This is a genomic window from Candidatus Avelusimicrobium alvi (genome assembly GCF_958451995.1).
Taxonomy (GTDB): Bacteria; Elusimicrobiota; Elusimicrobia; order Elusimicrobiales; family Elusimicrobiaceae; genus Avelusimicrobium; species Avelusimicrobium alvi.
The window spans coordinates 15,436-34,448 of record NZ_CAUDSG010000010.1; the positions used below are offsets into that span (position 1 = coordinate 15,436).

Here is a 19,013-nt window from a genome sequence, read left to right on the forward strand (position 1 = left end):
TAATAGAAAAGCACCCTTGGAGGGAAACATTATGGAACAAGCCGAACTAAAGCAGCATAAAAAATTTTTGAAGGAAGCCGTTAAAATGGCCGAAAAAGGCATGCTGGAAGGCAAAGGAGGACCGTTCGGCGCGGTAATTGTACAAAACGGGAAAATAATCGCCCGCGGATGCAACCAGGTTACCTCGTCCAACGACCCGACCCGCCACGCCGAAGTGGACGCCATCCGCAAAGCCTGCAAAAAACTGGGTACGTTTGAACTCCGGGACTGTATTATCTATTCGTCCTGCGAGCCGTGCCCGATGTGCCTGGGCGCCATTTACTGGGCGCGCCCGAAAGCGTTATTTTTCGCGGCGGACCGTTTTACCGCGGCCAAATACGGCTTTGACGACGAATTTATTTATAAAGAAGTCCCTTTGCCGGTGGAAAAACGCTCGCTGCAAACGTTTTGCATTGATTTGGAAAACAAAAACGAACCGTTTGAAAAATGGGGCGAAAAAACCGATAAAGTGGAATACTAAACTTTTTGTGTCCAAACAAACCCCCGCACCAATAACGGTGCGGGGGTTTTTATTAGAAGTGTGGTTTATAGTGAAACAGGCAGTTTGCCCTGCGGGGTAAACAACCCCAGCAGGCATTCGGCCGCGGCCTGCTGGAACGCGGGCGAGGGGCTGAACGTAAACAGCCTTCCGCCGGCCGGGATGCCGCCGGCCGTCCAGGGGTTGGCAAAGCTGATTACCAGATGTTGCTTGGCCTGGCGGAGGGCCGCCTGCACTTGGGCGATTTCTTCTTCGATTAAGCCTATTTTCCCTTTAAATGCCTGGTAACGCCGCCAGCACAGGACGGCTAGCTTGTCCGCCGTGCCATTGAATTTTTCCACGCGCACGCCGTGCGCCGCAAGCGTATTTAAAAAGGGCTCAGATGAAAGATTTTCGTCGTTTCCTACGTCTAAATAATGAAGAGTTTCGCCGGGTTGAAGCGCCAGCGGCGCGCCCAACAGCGTAAGCGCTTTGCGGGCCGCGCGGGCGGAAAAATCCGTACTTTCAAAAGCGGCGGCCTGCGTAGGGGGCAGGATTTCGTCCGCGCGTGCACACAGCAGATTCTGGATTTGTTCAGCGCGCCGCAGTTTGTCTTCCGGCAGTTTTTGGGCGTGTAAAAATTCCATCAGTTCAAACGGTTTTTCCGGGGCCAGCAGAATGTGCGCGTCCGCGAGAAAGGCCGCCAGGGCCGCCTGTTTTTCGTCGCCCAACGCTTTCATCATCAGCGCGTCGGTGCTGACGCAGTTGGAAAACCCCATTTCGGTTTGCAATAGTTCGCCGATAATTTTGGGCGAAGTGGAGGCGGGCCGCTGGTCATCCAGCGCCGGGACGAGCAAATGCCCCGCCATCACGCAGTCCGCCTTGGGCAGAAGCGCGCAAAACGGCGCCAGCTCGCGCTCCAGCAAATGCTGTTTGGTGGCCAGCAGTACTGGCAGGGCGAGGTGCGAATCCGTCGCCGTATTGCCGTGGCCGGGAAAATGTTTCAGGCTGTTAAGCGCGCCGCCGCGCGCCAGCCCGTCCATAAACGCGCCGGCCAGGCGCGTTACCAGCGCGGGATCCGCGCCGAAGGAGCGGGTGTTGACGATGGGATTGTCCGGATGGTCGGCCAGGTCCACCACCGGGGCGAACACCCAGTCCACGCCCAGGCTTTTGGCCTGACGGGCGGTCAGCAGGCCTTTTTCAAAAGCCAGTTCTTCGTCTCCCGCCGCGCCCAGGGCGAGATTGGAAGGCAATAATTCCGCGTCCGGCAGCCAGCGGCCGAGGCCGTCTTCGTAATCGGCGGAAATCAAAATTTTCTTGTGCGGGGAGGCGGCGCGCAGGGCGCGCGTCAAAGCCGATACTTCCGCGCGCGTTCCGCCGTAGAGGCAAAAGCCGCCCGCACCCAAGCGCGCGAGTTTTAACGCGTCTTCTTCGGAAGTTTTCCCGAACCAAAATCCGGGATGTACCAAACGGTTTATGTTCATAACGTAATTTTTCCCAGCACGGCGTTTGTTTTGGCGCCGGTGGCGCGGGCGCAGTGATTGGTTTTGCGGTTTAAGGCCAGCCACGCAAACAGCGCAAACGCCGCGCTTTCTTTGGCCTGCGGGTCCACCCCGTAGGCGAGCGTGGTGGTTACTTTCATATGCGGCAGGAGCTCCTGCAAATACGCAAGCAGTGTTTGATTGTAACAGCCGCCGCCGGAAACCACCAGTTCTTTCTGCGCGTTTTTCGGCACAAAATCCCGCACCGCGCGGGCGACGGCCGCCGCCGTAAAATACGTAAGCGTAGCCAGCAAATCCGCCGGGTTTTCGGCTTTGGCGGGGGCGAAGTATTTGATTAAATATGCTTCGCCAAAGGCGTTTTTGTCCAGGCTTTTGGGCGGACGGCGCAAAAAGTATTTTTGCCGCAGAAGCGTCTGCACTTTCTTTTTGTCCGGCGTTCCTTTGGCGGCGGTTTGGCCGTTTTTGTCAAAGGGTTTGTGCAGCAGCCGCTGGCAGGCCAGGTCTATAAGCGTATTGCCGGGGCCTGCGTCAAAGCCAAAGGTTTTGAGGTTTTTTCCGACTGCGGAAAAATTGGAAATGCCGCCTACGTTCAGTAAAATTTTGGGCGTACTTCTGCCCCAGACGTATTCGTCAAAAAACGGAATCAGCGGCGCGCCTTCGCCGCCCAGGGCGATGTCCATCGCGCGGAAATCGGACACGACCGGGCATCCGCACAAAGCCGCCAAAAAGGACGGTTCCCCGATTTGCAGGGTGTTGGGCGTTTTGTCATGCGGCCCGTGGTACACCGTCTGCCCGTGCGAGCCGATAACGGAAATCCGTTTGGCGGGGATATGAAATTCTTTTAAAAATTTGCTGACGATGGAGGCATACAGCCGCCCGAGTTCAAAATGAAGCGCGGAAAGCTCCGGCGCGCGCAGGGCATAAGCGTTTAGCAGTTTTTGCTGGAGTGCGGCGGGATACGCGTAATTTTTAAAGTGCAGCACTTTAAACGGACGCACGGATACGGCGCAGACGGTCAGCCCGTCCGCGCTAGTGCCGCTCATCAGCCCGAGCGCGATTTTATTCATCAATCACTCCCGTTAAAAAACCGTCTTTTTGTTTTAAAAGTTTTTGCGCGCCCGCTTTGGAAACTTTTTTACGGTGCATCACCACGGCCGTTTTGACGTTTTTGCCCGAGGCCGCCAGCAGTTTTAAAGCGGTTTTTTCATCCGTCTGCGCCACGGTGCAAATTAAACGTACGGCGCGGGCCACGAGTTTTTTGTTGGTGGGTTGTACGTCAATCATCAGGTTGCCGTAGGTTTTGCCGCACAGTACCATGGCCCCGGTGGTAATGGCGTTTAACGCCATTTTGGTGGCGGTGCCCGCTTTCATGCGCGTAGAACCGCACAGGGCTTCCGGCCCGGTAGGCAGGCAGACGTGCACTTCGGCGTCGGCCGTGTCAGCCCGGGGGTTGCAGGAAATAAGTGCGGTGCGCGCGCCCGTTTTACGCGCCTGGCGCAGGGCTCCCATCACGTACGGCGTGCGTCCGCTGGCGGTCAGGCCGACCACCAAATCGTCTTTTTTAGCCGCGCGCGCCATTTCCCGCGCGCCCTGTTTATCGTCGTCTTCCGCGCCTTCCTGGGAGCGGAAAACGGCCTTTTTCCCGCCCGCAATCAGGCCAATAATCTGCGACGGCTTGGTGCCGAAGGTGGGTACGCATTCAACCGCTTCCAAAATACCCAGCCGCCCGCTGGTGCCCGCCCCCGTAAAAATGATTTTTTTCCCAGCGGCGTACGCCCGCGCGGCCAATACCATCACGGCGGCGATTTCTTTGTTGGCTATTTTGACGGCGCGCGCCGCGTTAAAATCTTCCGCATTTATTTTGCGCGCGATTTGGCGCGGGGACAGCCGGTCCAGCTCCGCCGTGGCGGGGTTGCGGGTTTCGGTGGCGATGGCGTTTAAATTAACGGGTTTCATTGTCCGTCCTCCAGGGAGTGTTTATGGGTGCGGAAAGCGGCTTCGGTTTCTTCTATGGATTTGATTTTCCCGGTCAGCGGTACGACCGCGAGCGTTACCAGGCTTACCACGCTGGCCAGCAGAAAAAAGGACGTATACCCCAGGCGCACCTGCAACCAGCCCGACGCCATGGACGGCACCATCATCCCCAGCGCCATAATGCCCGTGGAAATAGCGTAGTGGGACGTTTTATACGCCCCCTGCGAAATGTACATAATAAATACGGAAAACGCCATCATCGCCAGGCCGTTGCCCAGGTGTTCCAGGGTGATGAGTGTGGCCACGGCGGCGGTGCCGGGGTGCGCCCAGGACATATACGCATAGAAAAAGTTGGGCAGAATCAAAATGACGGCAAACGGCCAGATGCATTTTTTAAACCCGTACCGGGCCAGCAGCCATCCGCCGGCGAGGTTGCCGGCAATCACGGCGCCCAGCCCGAGCGTGCCTTTAATCAGCCCGTACGCCTGTACCGTCATGCCCAGCGCGCCTTCGGCCTGCGGTTTAAGCAAAAACAGCGGCACGATTTTTTCCAAAAACGCGTCGCCCAGGCGGTACAGTAAAATAAAAGCCAAAATATAGCAGATGTTTTTTTGCGTGAAATACGTTTTAAACGAGTCCGCCCACGCCGCGCCGCCGTTTTTGCGGACGGGTTTATCCTCCGCCGGGCGGGGCAGGATATGCGCGTGGTATGCGGCAAACGCCAGAAAAAGAAGGCCCAAAAAGCCAAACAGCGCGGCCCAGTTATACGGCCAGGGCATCACGGCGAGGGAAAGGTCCGGCGTTCGGTTGGCCAGCGCGGCGGTGACGGAGACAAAGGCCCCGCTGCCCAAAATCATGGCCAGGCGGTAGAAAATGGTGCGGATGCCGACAAATTTGGATTGTTCCACCGGCGAGAGCGCCAGCAGGTAGTAGCCGTCGGTGGCAACGTCAAGCGTCGCGGAAACAAACGCCCCGGCTAAAAAGCCGAATAAAGAGAGGGAGAAAAACGTCAGGCTGCCCGCGTCCGCGGCGCGGGTAAAAGCTTCCCAGGCGGTCAGCGCGGCGACGGCCAGAAAGAGGGCGGCCAGCAGAGTCTGTGCTCCCAACAGCCAGCGGCGTTTGGTGCCGCGCGCGTCTACCAGCGGGCTCCAAAACATTTTTAAAATCCAGGGCAGGTACAGCCAGCCCGTCCAAAAAGCGATTTGTTCGTTGGCAAAGCCCAAATCGGCATACAGCACCGTGGACACCGTATTAATGACAATATACGGAAATCCTTCCGCCAGATACAGCGTGGGAATATACGTCCAGGGACTTTTTGTCATTTATTTAAATGCGTATTTGCCGCCCAGCAAATTGGCCAGCGGCTTGGTGGTGGCGTTGCGCTCCAGCACCATTTTGATAATGGCCGTCATCGGTACGGCCAGCAGCGCGCCCATAATACCCCATACCAGCGCCCAGAAAATCAAGCACGCGATGACGACAATCGGGTCCAGGTCCATTCCTTTCCCCAGCCACTTGGTTTCTAAAATATTGCCGATAACGAAGTGAATGGCGGTAAGTAAAATCAGCGCCAGCAGGATGTGCCAGTCAAACCCGTATTGCAAAAACAGTACCGGCATAGGCAGAATGGTGGAAATAAACGGCCCAATGTTGGGGATAAAGTTCAGCACAAACGTGAGGACGGCGAGCATGGAGGCGAGCTCCGTCTTTACCGAGGCAAGCACCACCCACGTAAATCCGGCCGCCAGCAGGGAGACAAAAATTTTAATCAGCAGGTAAAACGAAATCTGCTTTTGGATGTTTCCCACCAGCGAGGGTTTTTCCGCCGATGACGCTTTGCCCATAAAAATAAAGATGACAAACAGCGTAATCAGCATTAAGTTGGTTAAAATGGACACCAGCGTGCTGCCCACGCTTTTTAATACGTTAAATACCGGCAGTTTGGCTACCGTATCGGCCACAAACTGCGCGTTCATATTCACGCCGTATTTCTGCGTGTGCAGAATCAGCCAGTCCAGCGTGTCGTTTAAGCGTTCGCCGTAAATGTCGGCCCCGGCCACAAAGCTTTCAATGGAGCCCGAAATAAACAGGACGGAAAGCGTGATAATGGCCAAAAACGCCAAAAAGCTCAGCACCAGGCCCAGCCCGTAGGGCACTTTCCACTTCTGTTTAAGCCAGCCCGCCAGCGTGCCGGCCACCATGGAAATAAACAGCGCGATGACGAACGGCATCAGCATGGTTTTGGTGTAGACGAGCACCCACGTTGCCGCGGTGGCCGCCAGAATCATCAGACAAACCGTATTAATGGGCGCAAAAGGATGCGATGTATTTTTTGTGAGCATAGAACCTCTCTTGTATTTAGTATAGCATACGTTAAGGCGGTGCGTGCGCGGTGTTTGGCGGGGCGGGAAAAAGAAAAGCTTTTCAAAGCTTACGCGAAATTGTTATAATAAATATACACGATTTAGGGCAGTTGGCGCAGCGGTAGCGCGTCCGCCTCACACGCGGAAGGTCACAGGTTCAAATCCTGTACTGCCCACCATTTATAAAATACCCGGCCTGTTTATAGGCCGGGTATTTTGTTTATAGATAGGGCAGTAAGCGCGCAAACTGCTTTGCGCGCGTCAGGATTTGAAAGGCGGAGCGATGTTTTGGTTTGCGCCTGCAAGTGCGCAAGGCCAAAACCGCGAGCCCAGCCTGTAGGAAAATTCCGTCAGGAATTTTACCGGAAGGCAAATCCTGTATATTAAGCGCCATTTGGCGGGTGTTGTGTTTTATATCAATAGGGCAGTAAGCGCGCAAACTGCTTTGCTCGCGTCAGGGCTTGGGTCGGTCTTCTGCGCCGTATAGCCGTATAGGGGGGAGCGGCCCTTTGTCCGCCCGGAACGGCCTGGCCGTGTTTCGCGCGTATTTATTTTATATACTATTTATAGGAACCTAAAATGTCTGCTTTTAAGCAGGCTATTTTCATTTAAGGAGTTTTTATCGGTTATGGAATGGAGTCTGCTCATCAACTCTTTTATCGGTATGCTGGCCATCTTGAACCCTATCGGGAACGTGCCGATTTTCTTGGAACACGTGGAAAATGAACCGCCCAACGTACAGCGCGCGGTGGCGCTTTTGATGGCGCTTTCTATTTTTATTTTGCTTACCACATTTTTTATTTTTGGAAGCCGTATCCTCACCGTTTTCGGCATTACCATTCCGGCCTTTCGCCTGGCGGGTTCCATCATCATTTTGATTGTGGGTCTTCGCATGTTGCAGGGTAAAAGCAAATTTGAAAGCCACGGCATTGAAACCGGCGCTGCGCAGGGCGATACGTTTGACCAGGCCCGCAACCGCTTGAGCCATATTCTCGTGCCGGTGGCCATGCCGCTTTTTATCGGCCCCGGTTCCATTACCACCGTCGTGCTGTATGCGGAAAAAACAACCACTTTCTCCATGGCTCTAATGATGATTGTGGTGTTGTTTTTAAGCTCCGCCATCGTGGGCGTGTGCCTTGTGGGGTCGCGTTATATTTTTAATAAAATCGGCCCCAACGGCACGCAGATCGTCATCCGGTTTATGGGTATGATTTTGTGCGCCATCGCCATGCAGTTTATGATTGACGGCGTTGCGCAGCTGCTGCCCGGCGTGCTGGATTCCACCTTCACCCACGCGGGAGGCGGCGTGAAGTAATGCTTTTTTGATAAGGGGCGGCTGCGGCCGCCCTTTTTTTGTCTGCATTATAAAAGTAGAATAACTTTATGGACCGTTTTAAACTCGTATCTCCCTTTAAACCGGCGGGCGACCAACCCAAAGCCATAGACGCGCTGACCCGGGGCATTCTGTCCGGGCAGACGCGCCAGACGCTGTTGGGGGTAACCGGTTCGGGCAAGACGTTTACGATGGCCAACGTGATTGAACGGTTAAACACGCCCACGCTGATTTTATCCCCCAACAAAGTGCTGGCGGCGCAGCTGTACGCCGAGTTCAAACAGTTTTTTCCGGAAAACGCCGTGGAGTATTTTATTTCGTATTACGATTATTACCAGCCCGAAGCGTATATCCCGCAGACGGATACGTATATTGAAAAAGATTCCGCGGTTAACGAACATATTGATAAACTCCGTTTAAAAGCCACCACTTCGCTTTTGACGCGCAAAGACGTTATTGTGGTGGCCAGCGTGTCGTGCATTTACAATATCGGCTCGCCGGACAGTTTTCGCGAGATGCGCATTTACGTTAAAAAAGGCGCGCAGATGACGCGCGCAGAACTTTCGGGCCGGTTGATTAAAATCCAATACCACCGCGACGAAATGGAATTTTCCTCCGGCAAATTCCGTATGCGCGGCCCGTATACGGACGTGATGACCCCGTACAGCCAAAACGCCGTCCGCGTGGAAATTGCGGGCAAAACCATTGCGCATATTTACGAAATCCATCCGATTACCGGCAACGTGCTGGCCGAGCTGGAAGAAGCGTGGATTTATCCGGCCAAACATTTCGTGGCGACGGACGAAGACACGCAAAACGCCATCAGCCAAATAGAGCGCGACCTGGAAATCCGCCGCGCGGACCTGCTTTCCATGGGCAAAGAAATGGAGGCCTACCGCTTGAAACAGCGCACCGAATACGACATTGAAATGCTCCGCCAGGCGGGTTTCTGCCCCGGGATTGAAAACTATTCGCGCTATATGGACGGACGCAAACCCGGCGAACGCCCTTCGTGCCTGCTGGATTATTTTAAACGTTACGATAATTTTTTAATGATGGTGGACGAATCGCACGTGGCCCTGCCGCAGGTGCGCGGTATGTTTAACGGAGACCGTGCGCGCAAGCAGATGCTGGTGGATTTCGGCTTCCGTCTGCCGTCGGCGCTGGACAACCGTCCGCTGAAGTTTGAAGAATTTGAAAGCCTCCTGCCTTCTACCGTGTTTGTGTCCGCCACGCCGGGCCCGTATGAACTGACGGTCAGCGGCAACAACATTGTGGAGCAGGTCATCCGCCCCACGGGCCTGGTGGATCCGCAGGTGTATATGCATCCGACCGCCGGACAGATTGACCACCTGGTGGACAAAATCAACGAACACAAAAAACGCGGCGAGCGCACGCTGGTGCTGGCGCTTACCAAAAAAACCGCCGAAGATTTAAGCGCGTTTTTTACCGAAAAAAATATCAAAACGCGTTACCTGCATTCAGATATTGAAGCGCTGGACCGCGTGGAAATTTTAAAAGAATTCCGCCAGGGAAAATTTGACGTGCTCGTCGGCATCAACCTGCTGCGCGAAGGCATTGATATTCCGCAGGTCGGGCTGGTGGCCATTCTGGGGGCGGACAACGAAGGCTTCCTGCGCAATACCACTACTCTAATCCAGATTTCCGGCCGCGCGGCGCGCAACGCGGGCGGCGAAGTTATCTTATATGCGGACCGCAAAACGGATTCCATTCAATACGCATTAAACGAAATGAACCGCCGCCGCGAACTGCAGGAAGCGTACAACAAAGAGCACCACATTACCCCCAAGACCATTCAAAAAACGGAAGTGGAGCTGAAAGAATTTGAGCAGCAGGCCAAAACCAGCGCATTCGGCATTTTAAGCGAGTCCCTGCCGGAACCCACGCTTAAAAATTTAAAATCGGTGGAGAAGGACATTGAACAGCAAATGCTCCAGGCCGCCGACGCGCTGAACTTTGAACTGGCCGCCGAACTGCGCGACCGACTTTTTGAACTGCGCCAGATGAAAGTGAAAGGCGCGGACAAAAAGAAGAAGCGTTCTTAAAATAACTCGTAAAGACCCCGGAGATACCGGGGTTTTTAACGCCGCTTAAACAGGCGCGGATGCGGATTGCTAAGCCGGCGGCGGACGCGCATACGATTTTGCCGGGTGCGCGCCGCGGCGGTAAAATTGGTAAAATATACATATGGAAGAAACGACTATCCCTTTGCAGTCCGTTACGAAGGTTATCGGCCTGGAGCTTGTGGACAGCACGCAAACCCTGGCCAAAGAGCTGGCCGAACGAGGCGAACCCGAAGGCACCCTGGTGCTGGCCTGCCGGCAGACCGGCGGCCGCGGCCGCTACGACCGCACATTCAGCTCGTCGGATGGCGGCGTTTATTTTACGCTGATTCTGCGTCCCAATAAACCGGCCGCGTGCAACGCGTCTTTAAGCCCGCGTGTGGGCCGGGCGGTGGCGGATGCGATTTCTTCCGTATTTGACGTTAAAACCAAAGTAAAGCTGCCCAACGACGTACTAGCCTGGGACGGCAAAGCCCGCAAGTGGAAAAAAATCTGCGGTATTTTGATTGAGACCTCTTCCGGCGACGCCAACAACAGCTGGATGCTGGTGGGCGTGGGCGTAAACGTCAATAACCGCCTGCCCGCTTCGTTAAAAGATACGGCGGTAAGCCTCAAGCAGCTGATCGGCTCCGAAACCAGCAAGGAGCTGTTTTTGGACGAACTGTTAAATCATTTTTGGAAGCATTACGCACATTGGCTCCATTCCGCTGCGTAACCATTTTTAAAGGGAACAAAAAACACCCGCTTTTAAAGCGGGTGTTTTGTATAAAAGCGGTTTGGATTAATCGCCCAGCGCCTGTTTGACTTTGGCCACAAAATCCATCAGCACGAACGGCTTGGAAGAAAACCCTTTCACCTGGGGATACGGCTGAAACATCTTTTCCGACTCCACCAGGGCCGACGTAACGATTACCGGAGTGGACGCCAGCGTTTCATCCTCACCCATAATTTTGACGATGCTCGCCCCGTCCAGGCCGGGGAGCATAACGTCCAGGATGACCAGGTGCGGATGCACTTTTTTCATAGCGGCGATGGCGTCGCGGCCCGTCTGGCACGAATACACTTCGTATCCTTCGCGGGTCAGCACCAAGGTCAGAAGGTCAATAATGCTGGCTTCATCTTCTACAATTAAAATTCTTTTTTTCATATTCACTTTTCCAATAATCTTCTATATTTATTATACTTTTTTATATGACAAAAAAAAGCTTTAACGCTTCCGTCCTGCCCCGTATGCGCGCTTTTGCTTCGCGCCTGGTGGGCCGGGGGGACGCGGTGCTGGTGGGGCTCAGCGGCGGGGCGGATTCGGTATGCCTGCTGCATTTTTTGCGCTATCTCGCCGGAGAAAAGCATTTTTTGCTGGCCGCGGTGCACGTAAACCACGGCCTGCGCGGCCGGGAAGCGGCCCAAGACCAGCGTTTTTGCAAAAACCTGTGCAAAGAGCTGGGAATTGAATTTATAACCCAAAAAACCGATGCCAAAAAAGTGGCGAAAAAGCTGGATTTAAGCCCCGAACATGGCGCGCGCAAAGCGCGTTACGACGCGTTTGTAAAAGCCGCGCGCAAATGGGGCGCCAACAAGCTGGCCCTGGGGCACCATCTGGACGACCAGGCCGAAACCGTTTTGCTAAATCTGCTGCGCGGCACCAAAGCCAAAGGGCTCGCCGGCATACCGGTGCGCCGCCCGCTGGCCAAAGACGTGGAAATCGTGCGCCCGCTCTTGTGCGTTACGCGCGCGGAGACGGAAGCGTACTTACAAAACAACGGCCTGACGCACGTAACGGACCGAACCAATTTTGATGACGCGTTTACCCGCAACTGGGTGCGCGGCAAGCTGCTGCCGCTGCTCGCCACCAAACAGCCGCAGATTAAACACCACCTGGCGTTAATCGCGGCGGATGTGGAAAAAATCCTGGAGCGGGGAGTAGGCAAATGACGGCTCCCGATTATTTTGACGGACGGCTGTTTACGGCGCTGCGCGCGTTTGTGGCGGCGGAGCAGGACGCGGTTTTTTGCGGGTGTACGTTTAAGGAATGTAATTTCCAGGGCGCGGATTTGGCTTCTTTTTCGTTTGAGGACTGCGTGTTTGCCGATTGCAATCTTTCGCTTATCCAAGTGGCGGGGACCGCGTTTAAAGGCGTAAAATTTGAACGGTGCAAAATGGAAGGGATTAACTTTTTTGACTGCTGCCGCACCGTGCTTTCCATGCATTTTTTGCAGTGCGATTTGCGCTGTGCGTCGTTTGCCGGCCTGCCGCTTAAACGGACGGATTTTACGGACTGCTCCGTGCGCGAAGCCGTGTTTTCCAAGGCGGATTTGTCGGGTTCTTCGTTTACGCGCTGTGATTTGGCGCGCGCCGTTTTCCAGCAGACCAATTTGGAAAAAACCGATTTTACCACCGCTTACAATTTCGTTTTTGATCCCGAATCCAACCGGATGAGGAAAGCCAGGTTTTCCGTCTACGGCCTGCCGGGTTTGCTGGAAAAATACGGGTTGGAAATTGAATAGTTCCCCTTACAAATCTTTGTAGTCCATATCGTCGCGGATGCCAAAGCGCGTCAAACAAAAATCGTATTTTACCGGGTCCTGCGGGCAGTGCTTTTTTAACGCCCGGCTGATTTCCAGCGCGGTGGTAATATCCGCCGCGTTTCGTTTGGTAAGCCCCAGCCGTCGCGCGATGCGGTGCATATGCACGTCCAGCGGGACGATGAGCTTGGAGGCCGGCACGCCGTCCCAGCCGCCGGGGTCCACTTCGTCTTGGCGCACCATCCAGCGCAAAAATAAATTTAAGCGTTTCAGCGCGCTGTTTTTATCCGGGTCCGGCACCAGGGAGGATAAGCCTCCTTCGGCGCGCAGTTCACGCGCCAGGCCGCGCAGTGCGGGCAGGACGGATTCGTCGCTTTCGCTGTAGTGCGTTAAAAAACACGCTTCCAGCGAGCCGTGCTTTTTAAGCACCCGCCGCACCGCCAGCAGGAACGCGCATAATTCTTCCCGCGTGGTAAAGCGGTATTTAAAATCTTTAAACGTCCGGCGCAGGCCGGCGGCGGACGCACCCAGGACAAACGCGTGCGGCCGTCCGCGCATCGGCGTAAAAACAGTGTTTAAATTTTTCAGGATTTGTTTGACGTTTCCGTACGCGAAACACGCCGCCGTAAGCGCGGTGATTTCCCGGTCCCGCTTGTCGGGATAATCGTAGAGAAATTGGAGCGGGTCGGGCGAGCAGAGGGCGCGTTTGTTGTAGCGGGTGTATAAATCGTCAAAATAGCGGGTGTTTTTTTTCATTTCCTACATTCTACCAATTTGATACCATATTGCTATGCCCATCAGTATTGTATTGGAAAAAGCCCGTCAAAACGGCCTCGCGGTCAGCGGACTGACGTTCCGCTCGCAGGACGTACGCCCCGGCGCGGTGTTTTTTGCGTTAAAAGGCGCCAACGCGGACGGCAATTTGTTTATTGACGACGCACTTGCCCGCGGCGCGGGGATGATTGTGTCTTCCGTTGACCCCGTTAAACCCTGCCCGGTATTGTATTACCGCTCGGAGGATATTGACCGCGACATGGCCGACGCCGCCTACGAATTTTACGGGCGTCCGTCCGACGCTATGGCGATGTGGGGCATTACCGGCACGAAGGGTAAAACCTCTATTGCGTATTTGCTGGAATCCGTTTTAACGGCCGCGGGGCGTAAAGTGGGCGCGCTCGGCACCGTAAATTACCGTATAGCGGGCCGGGTGGTGTGCGCCGCCCCCAACACTACGCCCGCCGCCCTGGTGCTTTTTGGACTGCTTGCGCAAATGAAGGCCGAACGGTGCGACGGCGTGGTGATGGAAGTTTCCTCCCACGCGCTGGAACTGCAGCGGGTGCGCCATATTTGGTACGACACCGCGATATTTACCAACCTGCAGCGCGATCATTTGGATTTTCACCATACGTTTGAAAATTATTTTAAAGCCAAACAAAAACTGTTTGAAAACCTGACGGACCCGCATAATCCCAAACCCCGGCGCACCGCCGTCATCAACGCCGACGACCCGTATGGCCGGCGGCTGTTGGAAATGTTAAAAGGCCGCGTGCGCACGGTTACTTTCGCCGTGGACGGCGAAGCCGATTTTAAAGCCGCGGACATTCGGGAAAGTCTGACGCATACGTCTTTTACCGTCAACGGCGTGCCGGCGCGGATTAATCTGCTGGGCCGCCACAACGTGTATAACGCGCTGGCGGCGTACGCCGCCGCACGGGCCGGCGGCGTGGAAGAAAAATACATTGTGCAGGGCCTTAAAAACCTGCCGGGCGTGCCGGGCCGGATGGAACGCATTAGCGAAGGGCAGGATTATTTTGTATTTGTGGATTTTGCGTATACGGACGAATCGCTGCAGCGCGCGTTTAAAACGGTGGAACCGTTTAAAAAAGGGCGCGTATTGGTGGTATTTGGCTGCGGCGGCCAGCGGGACCGCACCAAACGCCCGCTGATGGGCCGCACGGCGTGCACGCATGCGGACCGCGTATTTTTAACCAACGACAATCCGCGCTGTGAAGACGAAAAACAAATTTTTAACGATATTTTGGAAGGAATGAAAGGGTTTTCCAATTACGAAATCGTGCCGGACCGGGCCGAGGCCATCCGCCGCGCGCTGGCCGCCGCGCAAAAAGACGATATTGTGATTATCGCGGGCAAGGGGCACGAAGACTATCAAATCGTCGGTACGGAAAAACGTCATTTTTCCGACCGGGAAACCGTCCGCGCGTTTTTGTGCGGGGAGAAGAATTTATGTTCAGAAAAGAAAAATTAAAAGGCCAAAAAGCCTGCGTGCTCGGCCTGGGCAAAAGCGGCCGGGCCGTGGCGGCCCTGCTGGCGGCAAACGGCTTTGAAGTGCTCATCAGCGAAGAGGCGGCCATTTCCCATGTGGACTCTTTCCGGCTGCCGGCCGGCGTAAGCGTGGAAACGGGCGGCCATACGGAGCGCGTGTTTGAATGCGGCTTTTGGATTAAAAGCCCGGGTATTTTCCCTAAAAATCCTATCCTGCTGGAAGCGAAAAAACGCGGCATCCCCGTGTTTAGCGAGCTGGAAACCGCGCTGGCGTTTATGCCCAAAGGCGTGCGGGTGTTTGCCGTAACGGGCACCAACGGCAAAACCACGACCACCGCTTTACTGGGTGACATTTTAACACAGCACGCCGTGCGGGAGGGCAAAGGCCGCCGCGTGCACGTGTGCGGCAATATCGGCAGCCCCGTTTCGCTCTGCGCCGCGGAAGTGAAAAAAGGCGACGATTTGGTGATTGAAGTGTCCAGCTACCAGCTGGAGGACAGCACCTATTTCCGCCCGCATTACGCGTGCATTTTAAACGTTACGCCGGATCACCTGGACCATCACGGCGGTATGAAAGGCTATATCAAAGCCAAAGGTAAAGTGCTTAAAAACCAGCGCGAAAGCGATGTGCTGGTGGTCAACGGGGCGGATACGGTATGCGCCGAGCTGGTGGAAAAAGCCAAAAGCGAAGTGCTGGCGTTCTCCACCCATCCCAAGCATTTGCTTAAAACGGACGTGTTTTTTGACGGGGACGAACTGATTTTCAGCGAAGGGCACCAAATCCGCCCGCCGCATTTAAAGGGTATTCATAACGTGGAAAACGCCATGGCCGCCGCGCTGATGGCGCTGGCCGCCGGCGTGCCGGCGGATACGGTGCAGGCCGTGTTTGACCGCTTTGAAGCGATGGAGCACCGCATTGAGCAGTTTGCCTATCACCGCGGCGTGGTGTATGTGAATGATTCCAAGGCCACTAATTTGGATTCCACCATTACCGCGCTTAAAAGTTTTGAAAAGCGGCAGAACCTGTGGCTGATTTTAGGCGGGCGCGACAAGGGCGCTTCGTACGAAGCGTTAATCCCTTACGTAAAAGATTACTGCAAGCGCGTACTGACGATTGGCGAAGCGATGGATAAAATTGAAGCCGAGCTGCACGGCGCGGTGGCGCTGACGCGCTGCGGCACCCTGGAAAAAGCTGTGGAAACCGCCATGGGTGCGGCGTGCAAGGGGGACATTGTGCTTTTGTCTCCGGCGTGTTCCAGCTTTGACCAGTTTAAAGATTTTGAACAGCGGGGCAAAATTTTTAAACGGCTGGTCAATGCCTATGTATTTAAGGACCGTGTGGACGGCAACAAATAAACGCGCGGCTGAGAGCATTTAAAAACGGGACCTCTACAAGGTCCCGTTTTTATGTGTACCGGGGTGCAAAGCCAATAAAAAGCCCCGGTTGCGCCGGGGCTTTTTAACAAGGCGATTTATTTGCTGTAATGCATACAGCAGTTGCCCAGCATACAGTTCTGGCAGCTTTCAACCGGCTGGCGTTCTTTCAGCGCGCCCAGCAGCTTGTGGGCAAAGTCCGTTAAGGTCGGGTCGCGCGCGCCGAGCACCAGCAAAATGTCGCCCGGCTGGGCGGCGCCCGCCATTTCGGACAGGATGCGTTCGCGGCAGTCGTCGTAGCTGACGTTTATGCCGCGCGCTTTTAAGCCTTCGTAAATCGTCCGGCAGGAAACGCCCTGCGGAATGGTGCCGCCCGGATAATACACTTCCGTCAGCCACAAATGGTCTTCGGGGCCGATGTGCTTGGCGAAGCTGTCCACAAATTCCGGCGCCAGCATTTTAACGGAGGTGAAGGCATGCGGCTGGTAAAAGGCCAGCACGCGTTTGCCGCGCAGATGGGCGGCGGCGATAGTCGCACCCAGTTTGTGCGGGTTATGGGCGAAATCGTCAACGACTTCAATTTTATCGTAACTGCCCACGCTGGCAAAGCGGCGCGCGATGCCCTGGAATTTGTTAAGCGCTTTGGCGCAGGTATCCAAATCCACGCCCATCTGCAGGGCGGCGGAAACGGCGGCCACGGCGTTGCACACATTATGCAGGCCGGGGATGTGCAGGCGGAAGGGCTGGCCCTGGATGGTAAAGTCGGACCCGAAACCGTCCACTTTAATTTCCGTCGGGTGTACGTCACCCAGCGACAGGCCGAACGTCTTGGCCTGCGGCGCGAGCACGCGCAGGTTTTCTTCTTCCGCGTTGATGATGGCGGTTTTGCAGTGCGAAATAAATTCTTTAAAATAACCCTGCAAAATATCAATTTCCTTATGGTCTTTCTGCAGGTTTAAGCACAGGCCCAAATGCGGGCGGTATTTGACGATGGAGCCGTCGCTTTCGTCGGCCTCAATAACCAAAATGTCTGACTCGCCTTTGTAAACGTTGCCGAATACGCCCTGTTCGCGCTGCAGGGACAGTATGGCCGCGCCCGTAATGACGGACGGGCTCAGCCCGGCAAACGCCAGGATGTCATACACCATCGCGGTGGTGGTGCTTTTGCCGCTGGTGCCGGAAACGGCAATCGTGCGGTGTTCGGCCACGTGTTTGGCCAGGAGTTCCGAGCGGTGCATGGTGGGAATGCCCAGCGCCTTGGCTTTTAGCAGTTCCGGGTTGTCTTCTTCAATGGCGGAAGAGAGCACGACTAACTCCGTCCGGTGGTCAATGCCGCTGCCGTCCTGGGGGTAAAGCTGGATGTTCAGCTTTTTTAAATACTCCCACAAGGCCATATCCGTATAGCCTTTGCTGATCAGACGGTCCGACCCGGTAACCGAGTCTGCGCCCATGGCGTGCAGCTGCGCCAGCGCGCTCATGCCCACGCCTCCAATACCTACAAAGTGAATTTTCATTTTTTCTTTTCCTTCAGTTTGAACTTAGCATAATCCGACATGGTGTAAAAACCGCTCTCGCGCTTCATCAGCCACAGCGCGATGTGCACCGCCGAATCGGCGAACAGGTCGCGGTTTTTTGCTTCATGCGTGAGGGTGATTTCATCAAAAGGGGACGCGAATGCGGCGGTGTGGGTGCCCACCACTTCGCCGGTGCGCTCATACGTTACCTGCGGATAGGGCAGGTTCATGGCGTCGGCCAGTTTTTTGGCGGTGCCGCTGGGAGCGTCTTTTTTGTGGACATGGTGAATCTCGTGCAGTTTAAAATCGTACCCCGGGTACATTCTGGCCGCCTGGCGCACGAGTTCGGTGAAAAAATATACGCTCAGGCTGACGTTGGGCGCATAAAAAACGGGAATCTTTTCTTCTTCCTGCATTTGGAAGAGGAACATTTCGGACAAATTGGTCGTGCCCGTTAAAAACGGCCGGCGGTGTTTGCGCGCCATGGCAAACGCTTCCTGCGCGCCCTGGGGGGAGGAGAAGTCAATCACTACGTCAAAATCCCCTAATACGGCCTGCCCGTTTTCGCGTTTGACGGCGACGCAAAGCCCCAGTTCCGGCCGCGTTTCAATAATGCGGGCGACGGCTTTGCCCATTTTGCCTTCTGCTCCGTTGATAAATACTTTTTTCATACAAACCGCTCCAGCAGCAGTTCCACAATCTGGCGGCCGTTCATCGCCGCGCCTTTTAACAGGTTGTCAAACGTAACGAAATAATGGATGACGTTGGGTTCCTCCACGTCCTGGCGCAGGCGGCAGATGAACGTGGTTTCCCGGCCGCTGGCTTCTTTGGGCGTGATGACTTTTTCGCTGTACTGCAGGTTCGGAAAAGCGTTCCACAGTTTTTTTACTTGTTCCAAATCAAAATTTTCCTTGGCTTTAAGCGTAACGCCCAGCGAATGGGAATTTTCCACCGCCACGCGCACCGTGTGGCAATAGACTTTAATGTCCGGCAGCTCCATAATTTTGCGCGTTTCGTACAGGCCTTTTAATTCTTCGCTCGTGTGGCCGTTTTCCTGCACGGAGCCGATAAGCGGCACGCAGTTGTTTTCGTAATAAGAGCCGGGGGTGTGAAAATCGTCCAGCAGTTTTTTGCCGCCGCCGCTGATGGCCTGGTAGGAGCAGAAAAACGCTTCGGTAAAATGATAATACGGGGCCAGCGGCGCCAGGCTCATAACCAGGCCCGTGGTGGTGCAGTTGGGGCTTGCGATAAGCGGCGTATCTTTAGTGACGGCGCGGGCGTTGATTTCCGGGATGACGAGCGGCACGCCGGGCGTCATACGGAATTCGGACGACATATCCACCGTAAATTTTACGCGGTCTTTAATTTTGGGCGCCAGCTCCGCGCTGACGGGGTTATCCGTGCACAGAACGGCTATGTCCAGCGGGGTGATTTCGTCGTTTCGGCCAAATGTTTTAATTTCAAACGGGGTTTTGATTTTTTTAAGTTCGGCCAGCATATTCTGCCCGACCATCCCGTTGATTCCGATAATGCCTACGGTTTTCATA

18 protein-coding genes and 1 tRNA gene are annotated in these 19,013 nt (G+C 54.9%); 9 read left to right on the forward strand and 10 right to left on the reverse strand.

Annotation, left to right across the window (positions count from 1 at the left end):
• Window positions 1–31: 31 nt before the first annotated feature.
• On the forward strand, window positions 32–520 hold the full coding sequence (locus ACQY36_RS03225; RefSeq protein ID WP_428057364.1) for a nucleoside deaminase: 489 nt from the start codon (window positions 32–34) through the stop codon (window positions 518–520).
• Between the two features lie 65 nt (window positions 521–585).
• Here the strand turns inward: ACQY36_RS03225 and ACQY36_RS03230 are convergent, their stop codons facing one another.
• Genes ACQY36_RS03230 through ACQY36_RS03250 form a run of 5 tightly spaced genes read right to left on the reverse strand, consistent with a single transcriptional unit; the run spans window position 586 to window position 6,335 of the window.
• Window positions 586–2,001, reverse strand: a complete 1,416-nt coding sequence (locus ACQY36_RS03230) for a glycoside hydrolase family 3 N-terminal domain-containing protein (protein ID WP_428077698.1) — start codon at window positions 1,999–2,001, stop codon at window positions 586–588.
• Entirely contained in the window at window positions 1,998–3,086 is a 1,089-nt protein-coding gene (locus ACQY36_RS03235) for an anhydro-N-acetylmuramic acid kinase (RefSeq protein ID WP_428077700.1), read from the reverse strand. Before ACQY36_RS03235 ends, ACQY36_RS03230 begins: the two co-directional genes overlap by 4 nt.
• A complete protein-coding gene (gene murQ / locus ACQY36_RS03240; protein ID WP_428070907.1) occupies window positions 3,079–3,975 on the reverse strand; it encodes an N-acetylmuramic acid 6-phosphate etherase in 897 nt (298 codons plus the stop codon). The genes ACQY36_RS03235 and murQ overlap by 8 nt, the downstream gene beginning before the upstream one ends.
• A complete protein-coding gene (locus ACQY36_RS03245; RefSeq protein ID WP_428077702.1) occupies window positions 3,972–5,315 on the reverse strand; it encodes an MFS transporter in 1,344 nt (447 codons plus the stop codon). Before ACQY36_RS03245 ends, murQ begins: the two co-directional genes overlap by 4 nt.
• Entirely contained in the window at window positions 5,316–6,335 is a 1,020-nt protein-coding gene (locus tag ACQY36_RS03250) for an AI-2E family transporter (protein WP_428077704.1), read from the reverse strand. It abuts the gene before it with no gap.
• A gap of 125 nt (window positions 6,336–6,460) precedes the next feature.
• Between ACQY36_RS03250 and ACQY36_RS03255 the strand changes: the two genes are divergently transcribed.
• The 4 genes from ACQY36_RS03255 to ACQY36_RS03270 all read left to right on the forward strand — a co-directional run bounded on the left by ACQY36_RS03255 (window position 6,461) and on the right by ACQY36_RS03270 (window position 10,488).
• Window positions 6,461–6,535, forward strand: a tRNA-Val gene (locus tag ACQY36_RS03255).
• Between the two features lie 449 nt (window positions 6,536–6,984).
• Window positions 6,985–7,671, forward strand: coding sequence for a MarC family protein (locus ACQY36_RS03260; RefSeq protein WP_428077705.1), 687 nt, complete (start codon window positions 6,985–6,987; stop codon window positions 7,669–7,671).
• 68 nt (window positions 7,672–7,739) lie between these two features.
• On the forward strand, window positions 7,740–9,755 hold the full coding sequence (gene uvrB / locus ACQY36_RS03265; protein WP_428057350.1) for an excinuclease ABC subunit UvrB: 2,016 nt from the start codon (window positions 7,740–7,742) through the stop codon (window positions 9,753–9,755).
• A gap of 142 nt (window positions 9,756–9,897) precedes the next feature.
• A complete protein-coding gene (locus tag ACQY36_RS03270; protein WP_428077707.1) occupies window positions 9,898–10,488 on the forward strand; it encodes a biotin--[acetyl-CoA-carboxylase] ligase in 591 nt (196 codons plus the stop codon).
• A 66-nt stretch (window positions 10,489–10,554) separates the two neighbouring features.
• Here the strand turns inward: ACQY36_RS03270 and ACQY36_RS03275 are convergent, their stop codons facing one another.
• Complete coding sequence (locus ACQY36_RS03275; protein WP_428077709.1) at window positions 10,555–10,920, reverse strand: response regulator transcription factor; 366 nt, start codon at window positions 10,918–10,920, stop codon at window positions 10,555–10,557.
• A 44-nt stretch (window positions 10,921–10,964) separates the two neighbouring features.
• On the opposite strand from ACQY36_RS03275, the gene tilS reads away from it, so the two are divergent.
• Window positions 10,965–11,705, forward strand: a complete 741-nt coding sequence (tilS, locus tag ACQY36_RS03280; RefSeq protein ID WP_428077711.1) for a tRNA lysidine(34) synthetase TilS — start codon at window positions 10,965–10,967, stop codon at window positions 11,703–11,705.
• Window positions 11,702–12,277 carry a pentapeptide repeat-containing protein gene (locus ACQY36_RS03285; protein WP_428077713.1) on the forward strand — a complete coding sequence of 192 codons (576 nt, stop codon included), beginning with the start codon at window positions 11,702–11,704 and terminating at the stop codon, window positions 12,275–12,277. Before tilS ends, ACQY36_RS03285 begins: the two co-directional genes overlap by 4 nt.
• A gap of 6 nt (window positions 12,278–12,283) precedes the next feature.
• Here the strand turns inward: ACQY36_RS03285 and ACQY36_RS03290 are convergent, their stop codons facing one another.
• Window positions 12,284–13,051, reverse strand: coding sequence for a TIGR02757 family protein (locus ACQY36_RS03290; protein ID WP_428077715.1), 768 nt, complete (start codon window positions 13,049–13,051; stop codon window positions 12,284–12,286).
• A 34-nt stretch (window positions 13,052–13,085) separates the two neighbouring features.
• Here ACQY36_RS03290 and ACQY36_RS03295 point away from each other — a divergent pair, with 34 nt between their 5' ends.
• Entirely contained in the window at window positions 13,086–14,561 is a 1,476-nt protein-coding gene (locus tag ACQY36_RS03295; protein WP_428077717.1) for a UDP-N-acetylmuramoyl-L-alanyl-D-glutamate--2,6-diaminopimelate ligase, read from the forward strand.
• A complete protein-coding gene (murD, locus tag ACQY36_RS03300; protein WP_428057336.1) occupies window positions 14,540–15,934 on the forward strand; it encodes a UDP-N-acetylmuramoyl-L-alanine--D-glutamate ligase in 1,395 nt (464 codons plus the stop codon). Before ACQY36_RS03295 ends, murD begins: the two co-directional genes overlap by 22 nt.
• Window positions 15,935–16,050: 116 nt before the next feature.
• Here murD and ACQY36_RS03305 read toward each other — a convergent pair whose 3' ends face one another.
• The 3 genes from ACQY36_RS03305 to ACQY36_RS03315 are packed head-to-tail and all read right to left on the reverse strand — an operon-like array spanning window position 16,051 to window position 19,012.
• The gene (locus ACQY36_RS03305; RefSeq protein WP_428057334.1) at window positions 16,051–17,466 is read right to left on the reverse strand and encodes a UDP-N-acetylmuramate--L-alanine ligase; all 1,416 of its coding nucleotides are present in this window, start codon (window positions 17,464–17,466) and stop codon (window positions 16,051–16,053) included.
• On the reverse strand, window positions 17,463–18,137 hold the full coding sequence (locus tag ACQY36_RS03310; RefSeq protein ID WP_428057332.1) for a 4-hydroxy-tetrahydrodipicolinate reductase: 675 nt from the start codon (window positions 18,135–18,137) through the stop codon (window positions 17,463–17,465). The genes ACQY36_RS03305 and ACQY36_RS03310 overlap by 4 nt, the downstream gene beginning before the upstream one ends.
• Window positions 18,134–19,012: an aspartate-semialdehyde dehydrogenase gene (locus tag ACQY36_RS03315; protein ID WP_428057330.1), complete on the reverse strand. Its 879-nt coding sequence runs from the start codon at window positions 19,010–19,012 to the stop codon at window positions 18,134–18,136. Before ACQY36_RS03315 ends, ACQY36_RS03310 begins: the two co-directional genes overlap by 4 nt.
• Between the last annotated feature and the right edge of the window lies 1 nt (window position 19,013).